This window comes from Nocardiopsis sp. NPDC006198, assembly GCF_040613895.1.
Lineage (GTDB): Bacteria > Actinomycetota > Actinomycetes > Streptosporangiales > Streptosporangiaceae > Nocardiopsis > Nocardiopsis tropica.
Map to the genome: position 1 here is coordinate 157,071 of NZ_JBEXSY010000006.1, position 17,938 is coordinate 175,008.

A 17,938-nucleotide genomic window follows, 5' to 3' on the forward strand; every position below is an offset into this window, starting at 1 on the left:
ACGGCGCGGAGGGTGGGCGGGAGCGGCGGCCGGGGCCGGGGCCGCCGCGGGCTCAGGAGGGGGAGGCCAGCCTCTCCACGGCCCTGCGGGCGGTGGCCGCGACGCCCGGGTCCGGGTGCTGGCGGCCGATCGCCTCCAGGACCGGCACGGTGTCGGGGTGGCGGTCCGCCCGGAGGCGGTCGACGTCGTCGAGGATCAGCTCCTCGATGCCCTCCGTGCACTCGGCGGTCAGGAAGGCGCGCAGGTTGGCCTCGTCGGGGTCCAGCGCCGCCGCGAGCATGTCGATGACGACCAGGGTCCCGTGCCTGTCCATGATCCGGTCGACCTCGTGCCGGGTGAGCATGCCGGAGGAGAGGAGGACGGAGGCGGCCAGGCCGACGGCGGTGGGCTCGCCGGAGCCGAGGAGGGACCACAGGTCCGGGACGAGCTCGGAACTCGTCGTGTCCAGGGCCTTCGCCCCCGTCCACCGGCGCTGTGCGCGGCCCGGTCCCCGCACCGCCTCGGCGATCTCCCGCAGGGCGAGCGCGGGGGTGCGCTGCGCCAGCCACGCGTCGAACGAGCACAGCCGGCCCTCCGGGGGCAGGGCGCCGAGTGCGTCCAGGAGCTCCCCCGCCCCCGCCAGGTCCTCCGTCAGCGGGGCGGGAACGCCCACCGCGAGGAGGATCCGTCTGACCCCGAACCGGCCCAGGCCCGTCAGCCGCGCCCAGAAGGGGCGGGAGCCGTCCCCGGCCCCGGAGCCGTGGCGCCCCACGACCACCGCCCCGGTGCCGGTGAGCCGCCACAGCGAGCGCAGGAGCCGGTCGGCAGCTGGGTCGGGGCCCTCCCGCACCGCGCCGGGGTCCGGCCGGTCGGTGCCGGCCAGGGCCTCCAGGGGGGTGCGGGCGCCGTCCGGGGCCTCGTAGAGGAGTCTCAGGGCCCGGGGGAGGAGGGCGTCGGCGCCGGCGGGGGAGAGAGGGTCCTGGTCCTGCCCGACACCGTCCTGGAACACCTGCGACCACCAGGCGAGGATCCGGTCCGGGGAGCGTGCGTGCTCCTCCAGTCGCCGCGCGGGGTGGGCGTTCCCGGCCTCCAGCTCGACCAGGCCGAGCCGGACGGCGGTCCGCCACGGCCGGACGAACTCCTCCACGCCGGGCGCCGGGCCGAGTCCGTCCAGCCATCTGCGGCGTCGGCGGGGGTGGTCCTCCAGGCCGCGGGGCCACAGCCCGCACTCCCGGACGGCGTCGCGCACGTCGGCGGTCCCGGGCAGGCCCCTGGGGCAGACGGGGGTCGCCGGCCCGCACCAGCGGGCCAGGCCGAGGGCGTCGCGCAGGGGCGGGGACGCGAGTGCGGCGAGGGCGAGGTCCTCCGGGGGAGGGAGCGAGACGGGGCGGGCCGGGCGCCGCAGGCTGTCGGGGGACGCCGGTTCGTCGGAGGGCATGGGGAGCTCGTGGATTCTCTTGGTGGAACGTGATTCCTCTTCTTCTACCGTGCCGGTGGGCCGCGTTGTGGCGGATTCGCCAAGTTCGCCCCGTGGCGCCCGGCACACCGGCCCCTCACGCCCCACGGCGGCGGACGCGGAGAACCGGGCCCCGTCGACCCCGGACGTCCGCACCTGCCCCCGCAGTCACGTAGCGTCATGGTGTGGCGGAACCCCCTCCGCCCCGGCGGCACCACTCCCACATCACCGAAAGGGCGGCCCGTGGTCGAACGCAGAGCCCTGGACATGGACTCCCTCGCGGTCAGCGACCGGTTCCGGCTGTTCAACTTCACCCGGCGCGACGACCACGTCACCTACCTGTGGATCCTGCGCGCCATGGACCGGCTGCGAGAGGTCCACCAGGTGCAGGTGTCCCCCGACGACGTCGCCGCGGCCCTGCGCGAGCTCGCCGCCGCGCACGACCAGGTGCCCACGCCCGACCGCGGCCTGCGCGACCGGCTGGACGAGCTCCACGCCGACCGCGTCGTGCACCGCTTCGACGACGCCTCCCGGGCCGGGAACCTGGTGCGCTACCGCAACCGCCAGTCGGTCTACCAGTTCAGCGAGCTGGGCTACTGGGCCTACCAGGCGGTGGAGAACCTGCTCGGCGCCCGCATCGAGGACGTCAACCTGTCCCGCCTGGTCTTCTCCGAGGTCCTGGACGACCTGCGCGCCCTCGCGGAGGCCAACCGCACCGGCCGGGCCGAGCACGTCCACCGCAGGCTCGCCCGCCTGGACTCGGCCATGGAGGACATGGGGCGCCGATCGGCGCAGTTCCACGTCACCCTGGGTGAGATCCTGCGCTCCACCGACGCCTCCCCGGACGTCTTCCTGCGCCACAAGAACGCCCTGCTGGTGCACATGTCCGACTTCACGGCCGAGCTCGACCGCCACCTGCCCCGCCTGGACCGCGCCGTCCGCGAGGTCGAGGAGACCGGTCTGGCCACCCTCCTCTCCCGCGCCGCCGACGCCGACGAGCGCCCCTTCATGGAGCGCGCCGAGCGCCGCGCCGACTGGGAGCGCCGCTGGCAGGCCCTGCGCGCCTGGTTCTCCTCCGACGACGCCGTCCCCGCGCGCGCCGCCGAACTGCACGCGGCCACCAGGACGGCCGTCTCCGGCGTGATCGCCCTGCTCCGGCAGATCACCGAGGCGCAGCGCGGCGGCGTCAACCGCTCCAGCCAGCTGCGCCACCTCGCCTCCTGGGTGTTCAACACCCCCGACGACGGCGCCGCCCACGCCCTCATGGGAGCGGCGTTCAACGTCCGCTCCGCCCGCCACCTCGGCGTCGCCCACGACGACGAGGAACAGATCTCCCCCGGCCTGACCTGGTGGGACGCGCCCGGGGTCGAGGTCTCGGTCACCCTGTTCCGCAGCGGCACCGCGCCCACGGCCGGCGTGCCCAGGCCGGTGCGGCGCAACCCCGGGGCCCAGGCGCGCCTGCGCGGCAGGCAGGCCGCCGACCGCGGGTCCGAGCGCAGGTCGGCCGAACGCCTGGTCGAGGAGGGCGTCCACGGCCGTGTGCTGGACGAGACCGACACGCGTATCCTGCTGCGCCTGGTCACCCGCGCCCTGGAGGCGCGCACCGTCGTCGCCGGACGCCTCTCCTCGGCCTCCGGCGAGGGCGACGGCACCATGGTCCGCCTGGTCCCCGACCCGGCGGGCAGCACCGTGCGCACCAGCCAGGGTCGGATCCACCTCCCGGGCCTGCGCCTGGAGGCGACCGCCCACCGGACACGAACGAAGAACCCCTGATGCCCCGAACCTCCGCCCCCGCGGTCGCCCCCGCCGACCTGGGCTCCTACCAGCAGGCCGTGCTGCGCGTCCTCACCTGCGACCTCATCACCGCCTCGCGGCCCCGCCCCGGCGTCCTCGACCAGGTGCTGCGCTGGGCCGACGAGCTCGCCGCCGACCTCCACCGGCTCTTCGGCTACACCCTCATCGCCACGACCGACCACGTGCGCCTGGTCCGCGAGCTGGACGCCCTGGACCCCACCCAGACCCAGGCCTTCTCCCGCCGGGGCAGGCCCTTCGACCGGCGCAGGCTCGCCTACCTGTGCCTGCTGCTGGCCTCCTTCCAGCGCTCCCAGATCGAGATCAGCCTCGCCGACCTGGTCGCCCGCCTCACCCCCGCCGCCAACGCCGTCGCGGGCCTGGGCTACGACCCCACCGACGGATCGCACAAGGCCGCGCTGGTGGACGCCGCCCACTGGCTCCTCGACCGGGGCGCCCTGCACCTGTCCGACGGCTCGCTGGAGGCGTGGGCGGCCACCGGCGGCCAGGGCGACGCGCTCTTCGACATCGACCACGAGGTGTGCGAGGTGCTGTTCCGGCCGGCCCGCCCGGTCCAGCACCTGGGCAGCGCGGCGGGACTGCTCGCCGAACCGCTGACCGCGGCCTCCCCCCGCGAACAGGCGGCCCGCCGGGCCCGGCGCCTCCTGGTGGAGCGCCCCGTCGTCTACTTCGCCGACGTCGAACCCGAGGTCGCCGCCGTCCTGCGCGGGCGGGGCGCGGCCGAGGAGCTGGCCCGCGCCACCGGCCTGAAGGTGGAGCGCCGCGCGGAGGGGGTCCTGCTCGCCGACCCGGCGGGCACCTTCACCGACCGCCCCTTCCCCGGGCGGGGCGGCGCGGTCAACCGCACCGCCGGGCTCCTGCTCGCCAAGGTCGCCGACCTCCTGGAGACGTCCCTGGCGGCACTGGTGACACTGCCCGTGCCCCCGCTCCCCGCCGACCAGGCCGACCTGGTCCGCCTGGTCGACGCGGGCCTGCCCCGCGACGGGGTCGTCACCGGACTCGCCTGGACCCCGGAACCCCCAGGGGCGGACGACGGCGCGGGGCCGCCGGAACGGCTGGAGGCCCCCCTGGTCGAACGCGGCCGGTGGGAGACGATGATCCACGAGCTCTTCGCCGAGTTCGGCGCGGCCTCCTTCGGCGGCGCCTGGCAGCAGGACCCCTACGGCCTCCTGGACGCCGCCCTGGCGCTGCTCGCCGAACTCTCCCTGGTCCGGCCGGTCCCGGGCGGGGCCCTGGTGCTCCCCGCCGCCTCCCGCTACCGCAACCTCCAGGGCGCGCTGCCCGAGCGCGCCGACAGCGGCCAGCTCCCCCTGGGGCTGGCGGACCCGGCGCCCGCGGAGGCCGCCCCCGCCGACCAGCCCCCCTCCGAGACCGCACCCCCCGACGATCCCGGGCCGGCCCCCGAACCCACGGCCGCCCACGCCCCCGCGGAAGGAAACCGATGACCTCCAGGAGCGACCGCTTCCGGCCCAGCCGCGCCGGCGTCATCAACGTCTGGGACTACGTCGACGAGGAGTTCGTGTTCGCCGACGGCCGCCTGGTGCTGCGCGGGCACAACGGCTCGGGCAAGACCAAGGCCCTGGAGGTGCTCTTCCCGTTCGTGCTCGACGGGTACACCGACGCACGCCGCCTCGACCCCTTCAGCGGCCAGAACCGCACCATGAAGTCCAACCTGCTCTACCGGGGCGAGGACTCCGCGTACGGGTACGTGTGGATGGAGTTCGCCCGCGCCGACGGCGACCGCACCGAGACCGCCACGCTGGTCGTCGGCCTGCGCGCGCACAAGCACCGCGACGGCGTCAACCCCTCGTTCTTCGTCACCGACCGGCGCCTGGGCGTCGACTTCGGCCTGCTCGCCTCCGACGGGCGCCCGCTCACCGAACGCCAGCTCAAGGGCGTCCTGGGCGACGCCGCCTGGCACGCCACCGCCGCGGACTACCGCAAGGCCGTGGACGCACGCCTCTTCGGGCTCGGCGAGCGCTACACCCAGCTCCTCGACCTGCTCCTGGCGCTGCGCCGGCCCCTGCTGGCCAAGGACCTGGACCCCGACAAGGTCTCCGAGACCCTCACCAGCGGACTGAGCCCCCTGGACGAGACCCTCCTGGACCAGGCCGCCCGCGACTTCACCAACCTGGCCGCCGTCCAGCGCCGGTTCGACCAGGCGACCACCGCCCACGCCGCGGCCACCGCCTTCGCCGGCGAGTACGCCTCCTACCTGGACGTGCACGCCCGCCACCGGCTCGCGCGCCTGCGCGCCGCCACCGGGCACGCCGCCGAGCGGGCGGCGGCCGTCACCGAGGCGCGCGGGACCCGGGAACGGGCCGCCGTCGAACACGCCGCCGCCACCGCGAGGTCCGAGGAGCTCGACGCCCGCGTCCGCGAGCTGGCCGCGCGCAGGAGCGGGCTGGAGGCCGACGACGCGTTCCGCAGCCACGCCGCCCTGGAGGTCGAGCGCGCCCACAGCGCGGAGACCGCCCGCGAACTCCGCGAACAGCAGGCCCGCCTGGACGTCCAGGCGGGCGAGGTGGGCGCCCTGCGCCGCGAGGCCGACCAGGTCGCCGACGACCTCGAACGGGTACGCGCCCGCACCGGCGAACTCGCCGCGGAACTGGCCGAGGCCGCGGACCGGGCCGGCCTGGCCCACGACGGGGAGGGGCCCGCCGACAGCGGCGACGACCTGCCCTCCGCGGCCCGGGCCCGCGCCACCGCCCGCCGCGCCGACGTGGACGCGGTGCGCGAACGCCTCCGCGGGCTCGCCGGGGCGGAGACCGCCCGCGCCGCGGCCGACCGGGCCGCCGCCCGCGCAGACGAGCGGCTACAGCAGCGCGAGCAGGAGTGCGGGGAGGCGGACGAGGCCCTGGCCGCCGCGCGCGGCACCGCCGCCGACGCCCTCGCCGCCTGGGCCGGGCACTGGGCGCAGGGCCCCTCCCCGGTCACCGGCGCCGCCTGCGTCCAGGCCCTGGAGCAGGCGCTGGAACGGTTCGGCGAACCCGGCACCCCCGCCCTGGCCGAGGTCTACGGCGAGCACACCGACCAGCAGCGCCTCGACGCGGCCGGCCGCGTGCGCACCCTGGAGGACCGAAGGGAGCGGCTGGACGGGGAGACCGCGCGCCTCACCCGCGAACGCGCGGACATCGCCGCCGAGCGCGACGACGCCCCGCCCGCCGACCACCGGCGCACCGCGTCCCGGGAGGGCCGCCCCGGCGCCCCGCTGTGGCGGCTCGTCCGGTTCGCCGACACCGTCGCGGACGCCGACGCGGCGGCGGTCGAGGGCGCGCTGGACGGCGCCGGGCTGCTCACCGCGTGGGTCCACCCGGACGCCGACGCCACCCGCGCGGCCCTGGAGGCGGGGGAGGCCGACGCCTACCTCCTGCCCACCGGCGAGACGGTCGCGGACGGGGGCCGCACCCTCGCCGACGTGCTCGTCCCCGAGCAGCAGGACCTGGTGCCCCAGGACGTGATCGCCCGCGTCCTGGCCTCGGTCCGCCTGGACGGCGCCGCGGGCGGCGCGGACGCCTCCGGGGCCCCGGGGTCCGCCCCGGCGGCGCACACCGTCACCGCCCGGGCCGGGTTCGCCCAGGGCCTCCTCGTGGGGGCCCGCCCCAAGGACGTCCCCGAGTTCATCGGCGCCACCAACCGGGCCCACCGCCGCCGCGAGCGCCTCGCCGCCTGCGACGCGCGCCTGGCCGAACTCGCCGAGCAGGGCGCCCTGCTCTCCGCCGACCTCGACCGCGCGGGCGAACTCCTCAAGGCCTTCACCCGGGCGAGGTCGGCCCTGCCCGACACCGCCCCGGTCGACCGCGCCGTGCGCCGCGTCGAGCACCACTCCACCCTCCTGGCCTCCGCGCGCGGCGAGAGCGAGGAGCGGCGCCGCGCCCTCGACTCCGCCGTCGCCGAGGTGGACGCCCACCGCCACCAGGTGCGCGCGGTGGCCGCCGAACGCGCCATGCCCGTGCGCCCGGAGGCCGTCGAGGCCGTGGCCTCGGCCGTGGACGACTTCGCCGCCGCCGCCCGCGACCTCCACGCCGCCCGCGCCGAGGCCGCCCGGCACACCGCCGACCTGGACGGGCGGCGGGAGACCGTCGCCCGGCTGGGCGGCCGGCTGGAGGAGGACCGCGAACGCCACGAGGAGCGCCTGCGCGAGCACGAGCGGGCCGTCGCGGAGCTCACCGCCCGCGAGGAGGGCATCAGCGCCCCGGTGCGCGAGATCATGGCCGAACTGGAGGCCGTGCGGGAGTCCCTGCGCGGGGCCGAGGCGGAGCAGCGCGAGGTCCGGGCGCGGGCGTCCGCCGCGCACGAGACGATGATCCGCGCCGACCGCGACCTCGAACACGGGCAGAAGGCCCTCACCGACGCCTTCACGGCCCTGTTCGAGCACGCCGACTCCTTCGCGGCCCTGACCCACCCCGACCTGCGCGCCGCCCTGGGGGTGGAGCCCGGGCCCGCCTGGCCGGACCGGGGGCTGTGGCCCGAGCCGGAACAGGCCGCCGAGAAGGTGCTCGCGGAGGGAGACACGGACCCCGGGGACGCCGTCCGCGCCGTCCTGCCGCCGGCCGCGGCGGCGCTGACCGACGCCTTCGCGCGAGCGGTCGACCCGGGCCGCGCCGTGACCGACGGCGACCTCAAGTCCGCCTCCACCCGCGTCTCCAACGCCCTGCGCGCCTTCCAGGACGCCCTGGGCGGCGACGCGGAGGGCTACCGCGTCGACCACGACTTCGGCACGAGCGGGATCATCACCGTGTTCGTCAACGACGAGACGGGCCGCAACCCGGTCTCCGCCTTCGCGCGCACCATCGCCGACCGCGTCGAGGACCAGGGCGCGCTCCTGCGGGAGGAGGAGCGCGGCGTCCTGGAGGACGAGCTGCTCAGCGGTATCGCGCAGCAGATCCACGAGCGCGTGCGCGTCGCCCGCGACCTGGTCGCCGGCATGGACCGCGACACCCGCTCGCGGCCCATGTCCTCGGGCACGCGCATCGGCATCCGCTGGAGCCGGTCGGACCGCCTCACCGAGAACCAGGCCCTCGCGGCGCAGCTGCTCAAACGCGACGCCGCCGGTCTGGGGCAGGCGGGCCTGACACGTCTGCGGGAGGTCCTGCGGCAGATGATCCGGGCCCACCACGCCGCGCACCCCCGCGCCACCTACAAGCAGGTCCTGGCCGCGGTGCTGGACTACCGGGCCTGGTACCGGTTCGAGCTGCGCATGGCCGTCCCCGGCCAGGACGAGGTCCGCCTCACCAAGAACAAGCACGAGCAGATGTCCGGCGGCGAGAAGTCCGCGGCGATCCACCTGCCCCTGTTCGCCGCCGCCAACGCCCTCTACACCTCGGCGTCCCCCACCTGCCCGCGGATGGTGGCGCTGGACGAGGCGTTCGCCGGGATCGACGACCGGTACAAGCCGGAGCTCATGGGGCTGACGGTCACGTTCGACCTGGACATGTTCATGACCGGGCACGACCTGTGGGTGCACTACGACAGCGTGCCCATGGCCTCCCACTACGACATGCACCACGACAAGGGCTCGCACACCGTCTCGGCGCTGTTCATGCTCTGGGACGGTACCCAGACGATCGACGCCGACGCGGGGTTCGCCGGGAACGAGGAGCTCGCGGCCGAGCTCCTCGGGTTCACCCCCAGCCGCTACGCCCCGCTGTCGGCGGCCGGGACCCTCCTGGAGGACACCGGCGGGTGAGGCGGTGGAGCGGCTCCGCGCCGCCGTGCGCCGAGGGGTGCGCGGCGGGGGCGGTCAGCGCAGGTGGGAGGCGCCGTTGACGTCCAGGACGGCGCCGGAGGACCACACCGCCTCCGGCGAGGCCAGGTACAGGACGGCCGCCGCCACCTCCTCGGGCGCGGCCACCCGCCCGAACGGGCTCTGCGCGCGGACCTCGTCGGTGACCCGGTCGGCGACGCGCTCGGTCGCCACGAACCCCGGGGCCACGGAGGCGACGGCGATGCCGTGCGGGGCCAGGGCCGCGGCCAGCGACTGCCCCAGGGAGTGCAGCGCGGCCTTGCTCGCCCCGTAGGCCGGGTGGTCGGGCTCCCCCTTGTAGGCGCCGCGCGAGCCGACGTTGACGATGTGACCCGGGGCCCCGCGGTCGATCATGTGCCGGGCGGCGAGGTAGCCGATGTTGGCGGCGGCCACCACGTTCACGTCCAGGGTGGCCCGCCAGGCCTCCTGCCACTCCTCGTAGGAGACGCCGGCGACCGGGTGGGCCGTGTTGACGGCCGCGTTGTTGACCACCACGTCGATCCCGCCCAGGGCGGCGACCACCCCCGAGACGAGGTCGGCGGTGGCGGCGGGGTCGCGCAGGTCGGCGCGGAACAGCGCGTGCCCCTCGCCGGGCAGGCCGGCGAGGGTGCGCTCGGCCTCCTCCACGCTGTTCCCGCAGTGGACGGCCACACGGTCGCCCACCCCGGCGAAGGCCCGGGCGACGGCCCGGCCGATGCCCCGGGCCGCCCCGGTGACCAGCACGTTCCGGCTCACCGGCCCCTCCCCGGGGTCGGGGCGGGCGCGGCGGACGTCGGATGATGAGGCATGGGCGGCATCCTAGCCCCCGCCCCCGGGCCCTTCCGCGGGCGGGGGGAGGGCCCGGGGGCCGGGGCCGCGCGGCAGGGGGTCCCGGCGCCGGGGTGTCAGGATCCGTTCCCCGCCCGCCCCTCCCCGGCACGCAGGCCGAAGGGCAGGCCGAAGCCGGTCAGCCAGCCCCCCGCGCGGAGCAGGCGGAACACCTCGTGGGTGACGTCGTGGTCCGGCGCCTGGCGCGGCGGCCAGCCGAAGGCCTCCCCGATCGCGGACCAGCTGGGCCCGTGCCCGTGCTCGCCCCGGTAGGCGTCCACCCACCGGGCCACCTCCACCTCACGGCCGGAGAGGAGGCCGCGCGCACGGTCGGCGACGGGCACGTCGAGCGGCGTGGTCGCCGGGACCTGCTTGGGAGGGGTCCTCGGCGGCTCGGGCCGCACGGCCAGGGGCTGCGTCAGCTCGGTCAGCCGCGCGGCCACGACGCCGCCGGCGGACGAGGCGTCCTCGATCCACGACACCTCGGACAGCCACGTGAGGAGTTCGGACAGCTCTTCGCTTCCGGAGAGGGCGCAGGCCGCCACGACGTCCCCGGCGGGCAGGGACACGGAGCCGCCGGGGTCCGCGTGGAGGGCCAGGTGGGCGGCGACCAGCCGGAGCCGGTTGGGCTTCTTGCGGAGCTTCTTGTGGGCGAGCGCCTGGGAGAGCCATCCCGAGGCGCGGGACCGCACGCCGTTGCCGACCGTCCACAGGTCGCCCCGCAGGCCCGGCAGGTCGCACAGGGCGGGGTTGGCGGCGTCCGCCCCGATCACCGCCTCCGGGGTGGAGGCCAGCCACCCGGTCGAGGTCAGCTCGACGAGCGCGGCGTGCGCGTCCTCCAGGCGCAGCATCCGCAAGTCCTGGCCGGTGAAGTTGGCCCGGCCCGTGACGGCGCCCCGCACCGCGAAGGTCAGTCCCAGGAGGCGGCCGTCGGGGGTGGCGCCGACGCCCTCCGCGGCCAGGCGTGCCCACAGCCCGCGCAGGAGCGCCGCGTGGTGGGGGCCGATCGGCAGGGTGCGCTTGCGGTCGACCGGCACTTTGACCTGGGGCTTGGCCAGCGCCTCCTCGCGTGCGCGCTTGCGCTCCTTCTTGAACGCCCGCAGCTCCGCGTTGGACAGCCTCCGGGGCGCCCCTCCCGGCGGGGTGGTGATGCCCTGCTCCTCGCAGCGCGCGCACTCCATGGCCGCGGCCAGGTCCTCGTTGGGCCGGAAGAAGTGGGGCTGCGCGATCTCGTGGGGCACGGGGGACGGGTCCCGCGCGTCACTGGTGGCGGTGTGCTGCGTCATGGTCAGGAGGGTAGCGACGAATCTGCGCCGGTGTCCGGCATCTGGCGAATTTGCCCGGGAGCGCGCGGGAGCGGTTCCGCCAGGGGGAGTCCGACGGGGTCCGGCGGGGCAGGAACCCGGCATGGGTGAACTGGTGCTGATCAGGCACGGGCAGACCGAGTGGAGCCGGGACCGCCGGCACACCGGGTGGACCGACGTCCCCCTCACGGAGGAGGGCGTACGGCAGGCGGAGGGGCTGCGGCCCCTGCTGGAGGCCCGCGACATCGGGCGGGTGGTGGTCAGCCCGCTGGCGCGCGCCGTCCGCACCGCCGAGCTGGCGGGGCTGGGCGGCGGCGCGGCCGACCCGGACCTGAGGGAGTGGGACTACGGGGGCTACGAGGGGATCACCACCGCCGAGATCCGGCGCGGGCGCCCCGGGTGGGACCTGTGGCGCGACGGCGTCGTCCCCGGCGGGCCGGACCACCCGGGGGAGGCCGTGGAAGCGGTCGGCGCGCGCGTGGACCGCGTCCTGGAGGGGGTCGCGCGGTCGGTGGGGGAGGAGGGCGCCCCGGACGTGGCCCTGGTGGCGCACGGGCACGTCCTGCGCGTGCTCACCGCCCGCTGGCTGGGGCTGGAACCGGGGGCGGGGGCGCTGTTCGCCCTGGGCACGGGCTCGGTGGGCACGCTCGGCCGTGAGCACGGCCGGCCGGTGGTCACCTCGTGGAACCTGGCGCCGTCCGCCTGACCCGGCCCCGCCGGGCGCCGCCCGACGGCGGGCCCGGCCCGTCACAGGCCCCGGAGCCGGGTCCGGCCCGCGGCCCCGCGCGCGGCCCGGGCCACCCGCGGGTCCCGGTGCAGGCGGCCGATCGCCTCCAGCGCGGGGACGGTGTCCGGGTGCCCGCACAGCCACAGGCGGTCGGCGCTCTCCAGGAGGGAGGCGTCGAGGCCGGACGGGAAGGCGAAGTCGAGCGCGGCGGCGAGGTCGTCCGCCCCGGTCCCGGCGGCGGAGGCCAGGTCCAGCACGAGCCACGGGCCGAACCGGTCCAGGACCGCGTCGATCTCCTCCTGGGGGAGCATCCGGGAGGACAGGAGCACGAGGGCGGCCAGGCCCGCCGCGACCCGGTCGGGGGCGCGCAGCATGGCCCGCAGCCTTCCCGCGAGGCGCGAGCTGACCATGTGCAGGACCGAGGCCCCGGTCCGCCTGCGCAGGGTCAGGCGGGGATCGGCGACCGCCCGGACGATCTCCTCCAGCGCCTCCTCCGGGGAGCGCCGGGCCAGCCAGGGGTCGACCAGCGCGCCCTGGTCGGCCGGGCGGACGCGGGCCAGGGAGTCCAGGAACTCCGCCGCGTCCGTCACGGCGAGGTCCTCGGCCAGCGGGGCGCGGACACCGCGCCGGAGCAGCAGCCTGCGCACGCCGTAGCGGCCCAGGTCGGTCAGTTCGACGTCGGGGTGCGCCGGCGGGCCGGACGCCTGCGCGGAGGGGGAGGCGGGAGGGCCGTCCGCGCACTCCCCGCGACCGGGGTCCCCGCCCGCCGCGCGATCCGCGGGTGGCGGGGCCTCCTGCTCCGTGCCGAGGATGACCGCCCCGGTGTCGGAGAGCTGCCACAGCAGGTGGAGCACCAGGTCCGGGTCCGGTTCGGGGCCGGCGGGGAGCGGGGGTGCTCCCGGGAAGGGCGGTGCGCTCGTGGCGAGCGAGGCCAGCGGGACACGGGCCCCGTCCTGCCCCTCGTAGAGGCGGAGCAGGACCGCGGGCAGCAGCTCCGGTCGGTGCCCCCTCGGCGGATCCGGGTCGAGGAGGTCGGCGCGCGCGTACCGCACGGCGTCCTCGAACAGCCGCATCCACCAGTCCAGGACCTCCTCGGGGTCGTGGACGCGGTCCTCGAGCCCCGGAGCGGGGCGCGCCCGGGCGGTGTCGACCTCGATCATGCCCAGGACCACGGCCGCCTGCCAGGGGGCCATGAACTCCGCGGCGTCCGAGGCCGAGCCCAGGCCCCGCAGCCAGGCCACGCGTGCGCCGCGGTCGCGCACCAGCCCGTACGGCCACAGGCCGAACCGCTCGATCGCGGCGCGGGCGCTCTCCGGGCTCGGCACACCGGGCCCGGACACGGGGGTGGCCGGGGCGCTCCACCGGGCCAGGCGCAGGGCGTCGCACAGCAGGGGTGTGCCCAGGGCGACCTGGGCGAGCACCTGCGGTCGCAGCAGTGACACCGGCCGGACCGCGGCCCGGCCGGGGCCGCGGCGGTCCAGGTGCGAGGTCTCGTTCGACGCCATGTCCGCTCCCGGTTCTCTCTCGTGCTGTCCGACCTTCCCCTTCTACCGTTCCGGGGTCGCCCCGTGGGGCGTTTCGGAGAACAACGGCGGCGGGGAGCGCGAGGCGCGGGGCGCCGGTCGGCATCGGGGCGCCGCGGTCCTCGGGAGCGGACCGGGGCGGTCGCCGGACCCGCGGCCCGTGGCACGGGTCCGGCCGGGACGGGGGAGGGACGGTTCTCCCACCGGCGGCAGGACCGGGTCGGTGCGGCGCGTGGCCGACCAGCGCCGACGCTGTTCCCCCGCGAGGGGGACGGTCCCGTCATTGAGGGTTGAGCAGGGGAAACTCGGGGCTCGACGGACCGGATCTGGCCCCGCTCATGTCGCGGGAACCAGGCATGGGTTACGACGTGTCCCTGGGGTCACCGGTTCCACATTCGGCGGGTCCGATGGCGTGGACACCGGGGACGTTCCGCCGCCACCTGGGGAACAACCGTACCTTTCGCGCGCGGGGAGGACGGGGCGCCCGGGCCCGGGAGTGTCCTACCGGGGGGTTGACATGTCGGCAAAAGGCATATTGGCTAGGCCACTGAGCCGTATGAGCCAGATCACAGCCCTGCTTTTCGTCTGATCGGTACACGACATGACCCCGCAACTTCTCACCATCCTCGCCCTCCTGGCGATGTTCGTCATCGCCACGGTCCTGCCGATCAACATCGGCGCCCTCGCCTTCGTCGGGGCCTTCCTCGTCGGCGTCCTCGCCCTGGGCATGGACACCGACGCCATCCTGGGCGGTTTCCCCGCCGACCTCTTCCTCACACTGGTCGGCGTCACCTACCTCTTCGCCATCGCCAAGAACAACGGGACGATCGACCTCCTCGTACGCGCCGCCACGCGGCTGGTCGGCGGCAGGGTCGTCGCCATCCCGTGGATCATGTTCGGCATCAGCGCCCTGCTGACCGGCGTGGGCGCCCTCAGCCCCGCGGCGGTGGCCATCGTCGCACCCATCGCCCTGGGCTTCGCCGTCAAGTACCGGATCAACCCCCTGCTCATGGGCATGATGGTGATCCACGGCGCGCAGGGGGGCGGGTTCTCCCCGGTCAGCGTCTACGGCGCGACGGTCAACGGCATCGTCGCCGACAGCGGGCTCGCGGTCTCGCCGCTCACCCTCTTCCTCGGCAACCTCGTCTTCAACCTGTGCATCGCGCTGGTCCTCTTCGTCTCCCTGGGCGGCAACCGCCTGGTCGGCGCGCGGGCGCAGGAGTTCGAGGCCGCCGGGCACGCCGCGGCGCGCACGGGCGCCGCCGCGGTCTCCGGCTCCGGCGCGGACGCGGTCGGCGGCTCCGTCGCCGTGGCCACCGGCGGCCCCTCCGGGACCTCAGCCGCCGGCGCACCCGCGGACCCGCCTGCGGACGGTCCCGCCGAAGCGTCCGCGGACGGTCCGGCGGGTGGGCCCGTGCGGTTCGACCAGCTCGCCACCATCGCCGGCATCGTCGTTCTCGGCGTGCTCGCCCTGGGCTTCGGCCTCGACGTCGGTTTCGTCGCGCTGTCCGTGACGGTCGTGCTGGCGCTGATCTCGCCCAAGGCCCAGAAGAACGCGCTGTCCCAGATCAGCTGGCCCACGGTGCTGCTGATCACCGGCATGCTCACGTTCGTCGGCGTCATGGAGAGCGCCGGGACCATCGACTACGTCGGCGACGCCGCGGCGAGTCTGGGCGCGCCGCTCCTGGTCGCGCTCGTGCTCTGCTACATCGGCGCCGTCGTGTCGGCGTTCGCGTCCTCGACCGCGATCCTGGGGGCGACCATCCCGCTGGCGATCCCGTTCCTCATGATGGGCGAGATCAGCGCGACCGGCGTGATCGTGGCGCTGGCCGTCTCCTCCACCATCGTCGACGTCAGCCCCTTCTCGACCAACGGCGCCCTGGTGCTGGCCAACGCTTCCGGGGTGGACCCGGACAAGTTCTACCGGCAGATCCTCGTCTACAGCGCCATCGTGGTGCTGGTGGGACCGATGATCGCCTGGGGAGTGCTGGTCGTGCCCGGTCTGCTGTGACCGGGCCCGCGCCGGCGGAGGCGCGGTGCGGGGCCGCACCGCGGCCGACTACCGGACCACAGGCTCGGCCTGTGGTCCGGTGAAGTCTCACGGGGTGGCCGGTGCGACCACCCGGGAGACCAGCACGAGGTGGTCGCGCATCGCGTCCGCGGCGGCCTTGGGATCCCCCGCGTGGATGGCGGCGCCGATCCGCTCGTGACCGTCGAGCGAGGCCTGGGGGCGGTCGGGCTGGGACAGGGACTCCAGGCGGGTCTCCCTGATCATCGGCGCCAGCTCGTTCATCATCCGCGCCAGGAGGCGCGAACGCGCCGCCGCGGTGATCGCGGCGTGGAACCGCTCGTCGCCGGTGACGCCCCGGTCCCCGTTCTCGACCTCCTGGCGCATGAGCTCCAGGGCCGCGTCGATGGAGGCCAGGTCCTCGGGGGTGCGGCGCTCGGCGGCCAGCTCGGCCAGCTTGACCTCCAGCGCCTGGCGGGCCTCGATGATCTCCGCGCGCCGGTTGGCCCGGTCGCGCAGCAGGGCGAGAACCCCCTGCTCGGAGACGGTCTGGCGGATGATCGCCCCGTCGCCGTGGCGGACCTCGATGACCCCCTGGACCTCCAGGGCCACCAGGGCCTGGCTCACCGAGGCCCGGCTGACCTCCAGCGCGGAGGCCAGCTCGCGCTCGGGCGGCAGCCGGTCGCCGACGCCCAGTCCGGCCTCCCGCATGTGTTCGACGAGCCGCTCCACGAGCTGCTCGTACAGACGGGGTCGGGCCGGCGGTCGGGGTCGGGATTTGGCAGGCACGCTCGGTGGCTCCTGTCTTCGCATCCGGCTGTGTCAGAGGCCTTCCAGGCTAGAGCATCCAGCCCCCGCGCCCCCGGGAACCAGCCTGTGGCGGCGGGCGCTCGGGAGGGTGATCGGGGGCGCGGAGGGCTTCACAAACGGGGGGTGGGCGTGCCACCCTGGCTTTAAGGCCTAGTGGCCTAGCCACTGAACCATTTGGAGGTTGCTGTGGGGACCCGACGCACCGCTCACGAACTCCTCGACCTCGTCCTGGACACGGGCTCGTACGCCTCCTGGGACACCGCGCCCGCCGACGCGCGCCCCGACCCGGCCTACGCCGCAGCACTGGCCGACGCGCACACCGCGACCGGGTGCGACGAGGCCGTCCTCACCGGGGAGGGGCGCCTGGGCGGGCACCGCGTCGCCGTCGTGGCCAGCGAGTTCGGATTCCTCGCCGGCTCCGTCGGGCTCGCCGCGGCCGAACGGCTCCTGGACGCCGTCGAACGCGCCACCGCCGAGGGGATCCCCCTGCTGGCCGCACCCGCCTCGGGCGGCACCCGCATGCAGGAGGGGACCCGCGCCTTCGTGTCCATGGCGCCGATCGCCGCCGCCATCACCGCGCACAAGGCCGCCGGGCTCCCCTACCTCGTCTACCTGCGCCACCCGACCACGGGCGGAGCACTCGCCTCCTGGGGCTCCCTGGGGCACCTGACCGCGGCCGAGCCCGGCGCCCTCATCGGCTTCCTCGGCCCCCGCGTCTACGAGGCCCTCCACGGCGAGGCCTTCCCCGAGGGGGTCCAGCGCGCGGAGAACCTCCGCCGACACGGCCTCGTCGACGCCGTCCTGGCCCCGGAGGAGCTGCGCGGGGCCGCCGTCCTGGCCCTCGACGTCCTGCTCGACCGGACCGCCGACGAGGCGCGGCCCCCCGCTGCGCCGCCCGCCGCGCCCGCCTCCCGCGTCCCCGCCTGGGACTCCGTCCTGCGGTCCCGGCGCGAGGAGCGCCCGGGGGTGCGCGACCTGCTGCGCCACGCCGCCACCGACGTCGTGCGCCTGCGCGGCACCGGGGAGGGGGACGAGGACCCCACCCTCCTGGTGGCCCTGGCCCGGTTCGGCGGACGCCCCTGCGTCCTGGTCGGCCAGGACCGCAGCAGGCAGGGCCCCCGGACCCCGATGGGGCCGGCCGCCCTCCTCCAGGCACGCAGGGGCATGCGCCTCGCGGCCGGGCTCCGGCTCCCGCTCGTCACCGTCATCGACACCGCCGGCGCCGAGCTGTCCGCAGAGGCCGAGGAACGGGGCATGGCGGCCCAGATCGCCCACTGCCTCGCGGACATGGCCACCCTCGCCACCCCCACCGTGTCGGTGCTGCTGGGGGAGGGGACCGGCGGGGGCGCGATCGCGCTGCTCCCCGCCGACCGCGTCCTGTGCGCCCAGCACGCCTGGCTCTCGCCCCTCCCGCCCGAGGGCGCGAGCGCGATCGTGCACCGCACCGTCGACCGCGCGGAGGAGCTGGCCGAGAGCCAGGGCATCGGCTCCGCGGACCTGCTGGCGACGGGGGTGGTGGACCGGGTGATCGCCGAGGCGGGAGACGCCGCCCAGGACGGCGAGGCCCTCTGCGTCCGGGTCGGCGCCGCGGTCGCCCACGAACTCTCGGCCCTGCGGTCGCGCGCCGGGGAGGGCCCGGGCGCCGGACGCACCGGGCGCTACCGGTTGCTCGGCGCGGGTGTCTGACCCGGGACCGGACGGCCGGACCGCGTGGACCGGCCGCCGGGGACGCGCCCCAGCGGGGGCGTCCCCCACGACACGCGTGT

At 76.3% G+C, this 17,938-nt stretch carries 11 protein-coding genes; 6 read left to right on the plus strand and 5 right to left on the minus strand.

The genetic code is table 11. From position 1 onward, the window contains the following. Nucleotides 1–52: 52 nt before the first annotated feature. The gene (locus ABZ234_RS06740; RefSeq protein WP_355011314.1) at nucleotides 53–1,417 is read right to left on the minus strand and encodes a hypothetical protein; all 1,365 of its coding nucleotides are present in this window, start codon (nucleotides 1,415–1,417) and stop codon (nucleotides 53–55) included. Nucleotides 1,418–1,678: 261 nt separating this feature from the next. Here ABZ234_RS06740 and ABZ234_RS06745 point away from each other — a divergent pair, with 261 nt between their 5' ends. From ABZ234_RS06745 to ABZ234_RS06755, 3 genes are read left to right on the plus strand one after another with little or no spacing between them, the layout of a single operon-like run. Further along, on the plus strand, nucleotides 1,679–3,208 hold the full coding sequence (locus ABZ234_RS06745) for a TIGR02677 family protein (protein WP_355011315.1): 1,530 nt from the start codon (nucleotides 1,679–1,681) through the stop codon (nucleotides 3,206–3,208). Continuing rightward, nucleotides 3,208–4,692, plus strand: a complete 1,485-nt coding sequence (locus ABZ234_RS06750) for a DUF2398 family protein (RefSeq protein WP_355011316.1) — start codon at nucleotides 3,208–3,210, stop codon at nucleotides 4,690–4,692. The genes ABZ234_RS06745 and ABZ234_RS06750 overlap by 1 nt, the downstream gene beginning before the upstream one ends. Further along, nucleotides 4,689–8,936 carry an SbcC/MukB-like Walker B domain-containing protein gene (locus ABZ234_RS06755; protein ID WP_355011317.1) on the plus strand — a complete coding sequence of 1,416 codons (4,248 nt, stop codon included), beginning with the start codon at nucleotides 4,689–4,691 and terminating at the stop codon, nucleotides 8,934–8,936. The genes ABZ234_RS06750 and ABZ234_RS06755 overlap by 4 nt, the downstream gene beginning before the upstream one ends. A 54-nt stretch (nucleotides 8,937–8,990) precedes the next feature. Here the strand turns inward: ABZ234_RS06755 and ABZ234_RS06760 are convergent, their stop codons facing one another. Both ABZ234_RS06760 and ABZ234_RS06765 read right to left on the minus strand, forming a co-directional pair. Beyond that, nucleotides 8,991–9,728 carry an SDR family oxidoreductase gene (locus ABZ234_RS06760; protein WP_355011318.1) on the minus strand — a complete coding sequence of 246 codons (738 nt, stop codon included), beginning with the start codon at nucleotides 9,726–9,728 and terminating at the stop codon, nucleotides 8,991–8,993. 149 nt (nucleotides 9,729–9,877) lie between these two features. Then, the gene (locus ABZ234_RS06765; protein ID WP_355011319.1) at nucleotides 9,878–11,086 is read right to left on the minus strand and encodes a hypothetical protein; all 1,209 of its coding nucleotides are present in this window, start codon (nucleotides 11,084–11,086) and stop codon (nucleotides 9,878–9,880) included. A gap of 121 nt (nucleotides 11,087–11,207) precedes the next feature. Here ABZ234_RS06765 and ABZ234_RS06770 point away from each other — a divergent pair, with 121 nt between their 5' ends. Further along, nucleotides 11,208–11,810, plus strand: coding sequence for a histidine phosphatase family protein (locus ABZ234_RS06770; protein WP_355011320.1), 603 nt, complete (start codon nucleotides 11,208–11,210; stop codon nucleotides 11,808–11,810). Nucleotides 11,811–11,851: 41 nt separating this feature from the next. On the opposite strand, the gene ABZ234_RS06775 is transcribed toward ABZ234_RS06770, so the two are convergent. Continuing rightward, complete coding sequence (locus tag ABZ234_RS06775) at nucleotides 11,852–13,336, minus strand: hypothetical protein (RefSeq protein WP_267949388.1); 1,485 nt, start codon at nucleotides 13,334–13,336, stop codon at nucleotides 11,852–11,854. Nucleotides 13,337–13,955: 619 nt separating this feature from the next. Here ABZ234_RS06775 and ABZ234_RS06780 point away from each other — a divergent pair. Then, a complete protein-coding gene (locus ABZ234_RS06780) occupies nucleotides 13,956–15,365 on the plus strand; it encodes an SLC13 family permease (RefSeq protein WP_352985565.1) in 1,410 nt (469 codons plus the stop codon). An 87-nt stretch (nucleotides 15,366–15,452) separates the two neighbouring features. Here ABZ234_RS06780 and ABZ234_RS06785 read toward each other — a convergent pair whose 3' ends face one another. Further along, nucleotides 15,453–16,151 (minus strand): FadR/GntR family transcriptional regulator, encoded by a 699-nt coding sequence (locus ABZ234_RS06785; protein WP_352985567.1) that lies wholly within the window; start codon nucleotides 16,149–16,151, stop codon nucleotides 15,453–15,455. Nucleotides 16,152–16,358: 207 nt separating this feature from the next. Here ABZ234_RS06785 and ABZ234_RS06790 point away from each other — a divergent pair, with 207 nt between their 5' ends. Beyond that, complete coding sequence (locus ABZ234_RS06790) at nucleotides 16,359–17,858, plus strand: carboxyl transferase domain-containing protein (protein ID WP_355011321.1); 1,500 nt, start codon at nucleotides 16,359–16,361, stop codon at nucleotides 17,856–17,858. Nucleotides 17,859–17,938: the final 80 nt, after the last annotated feature.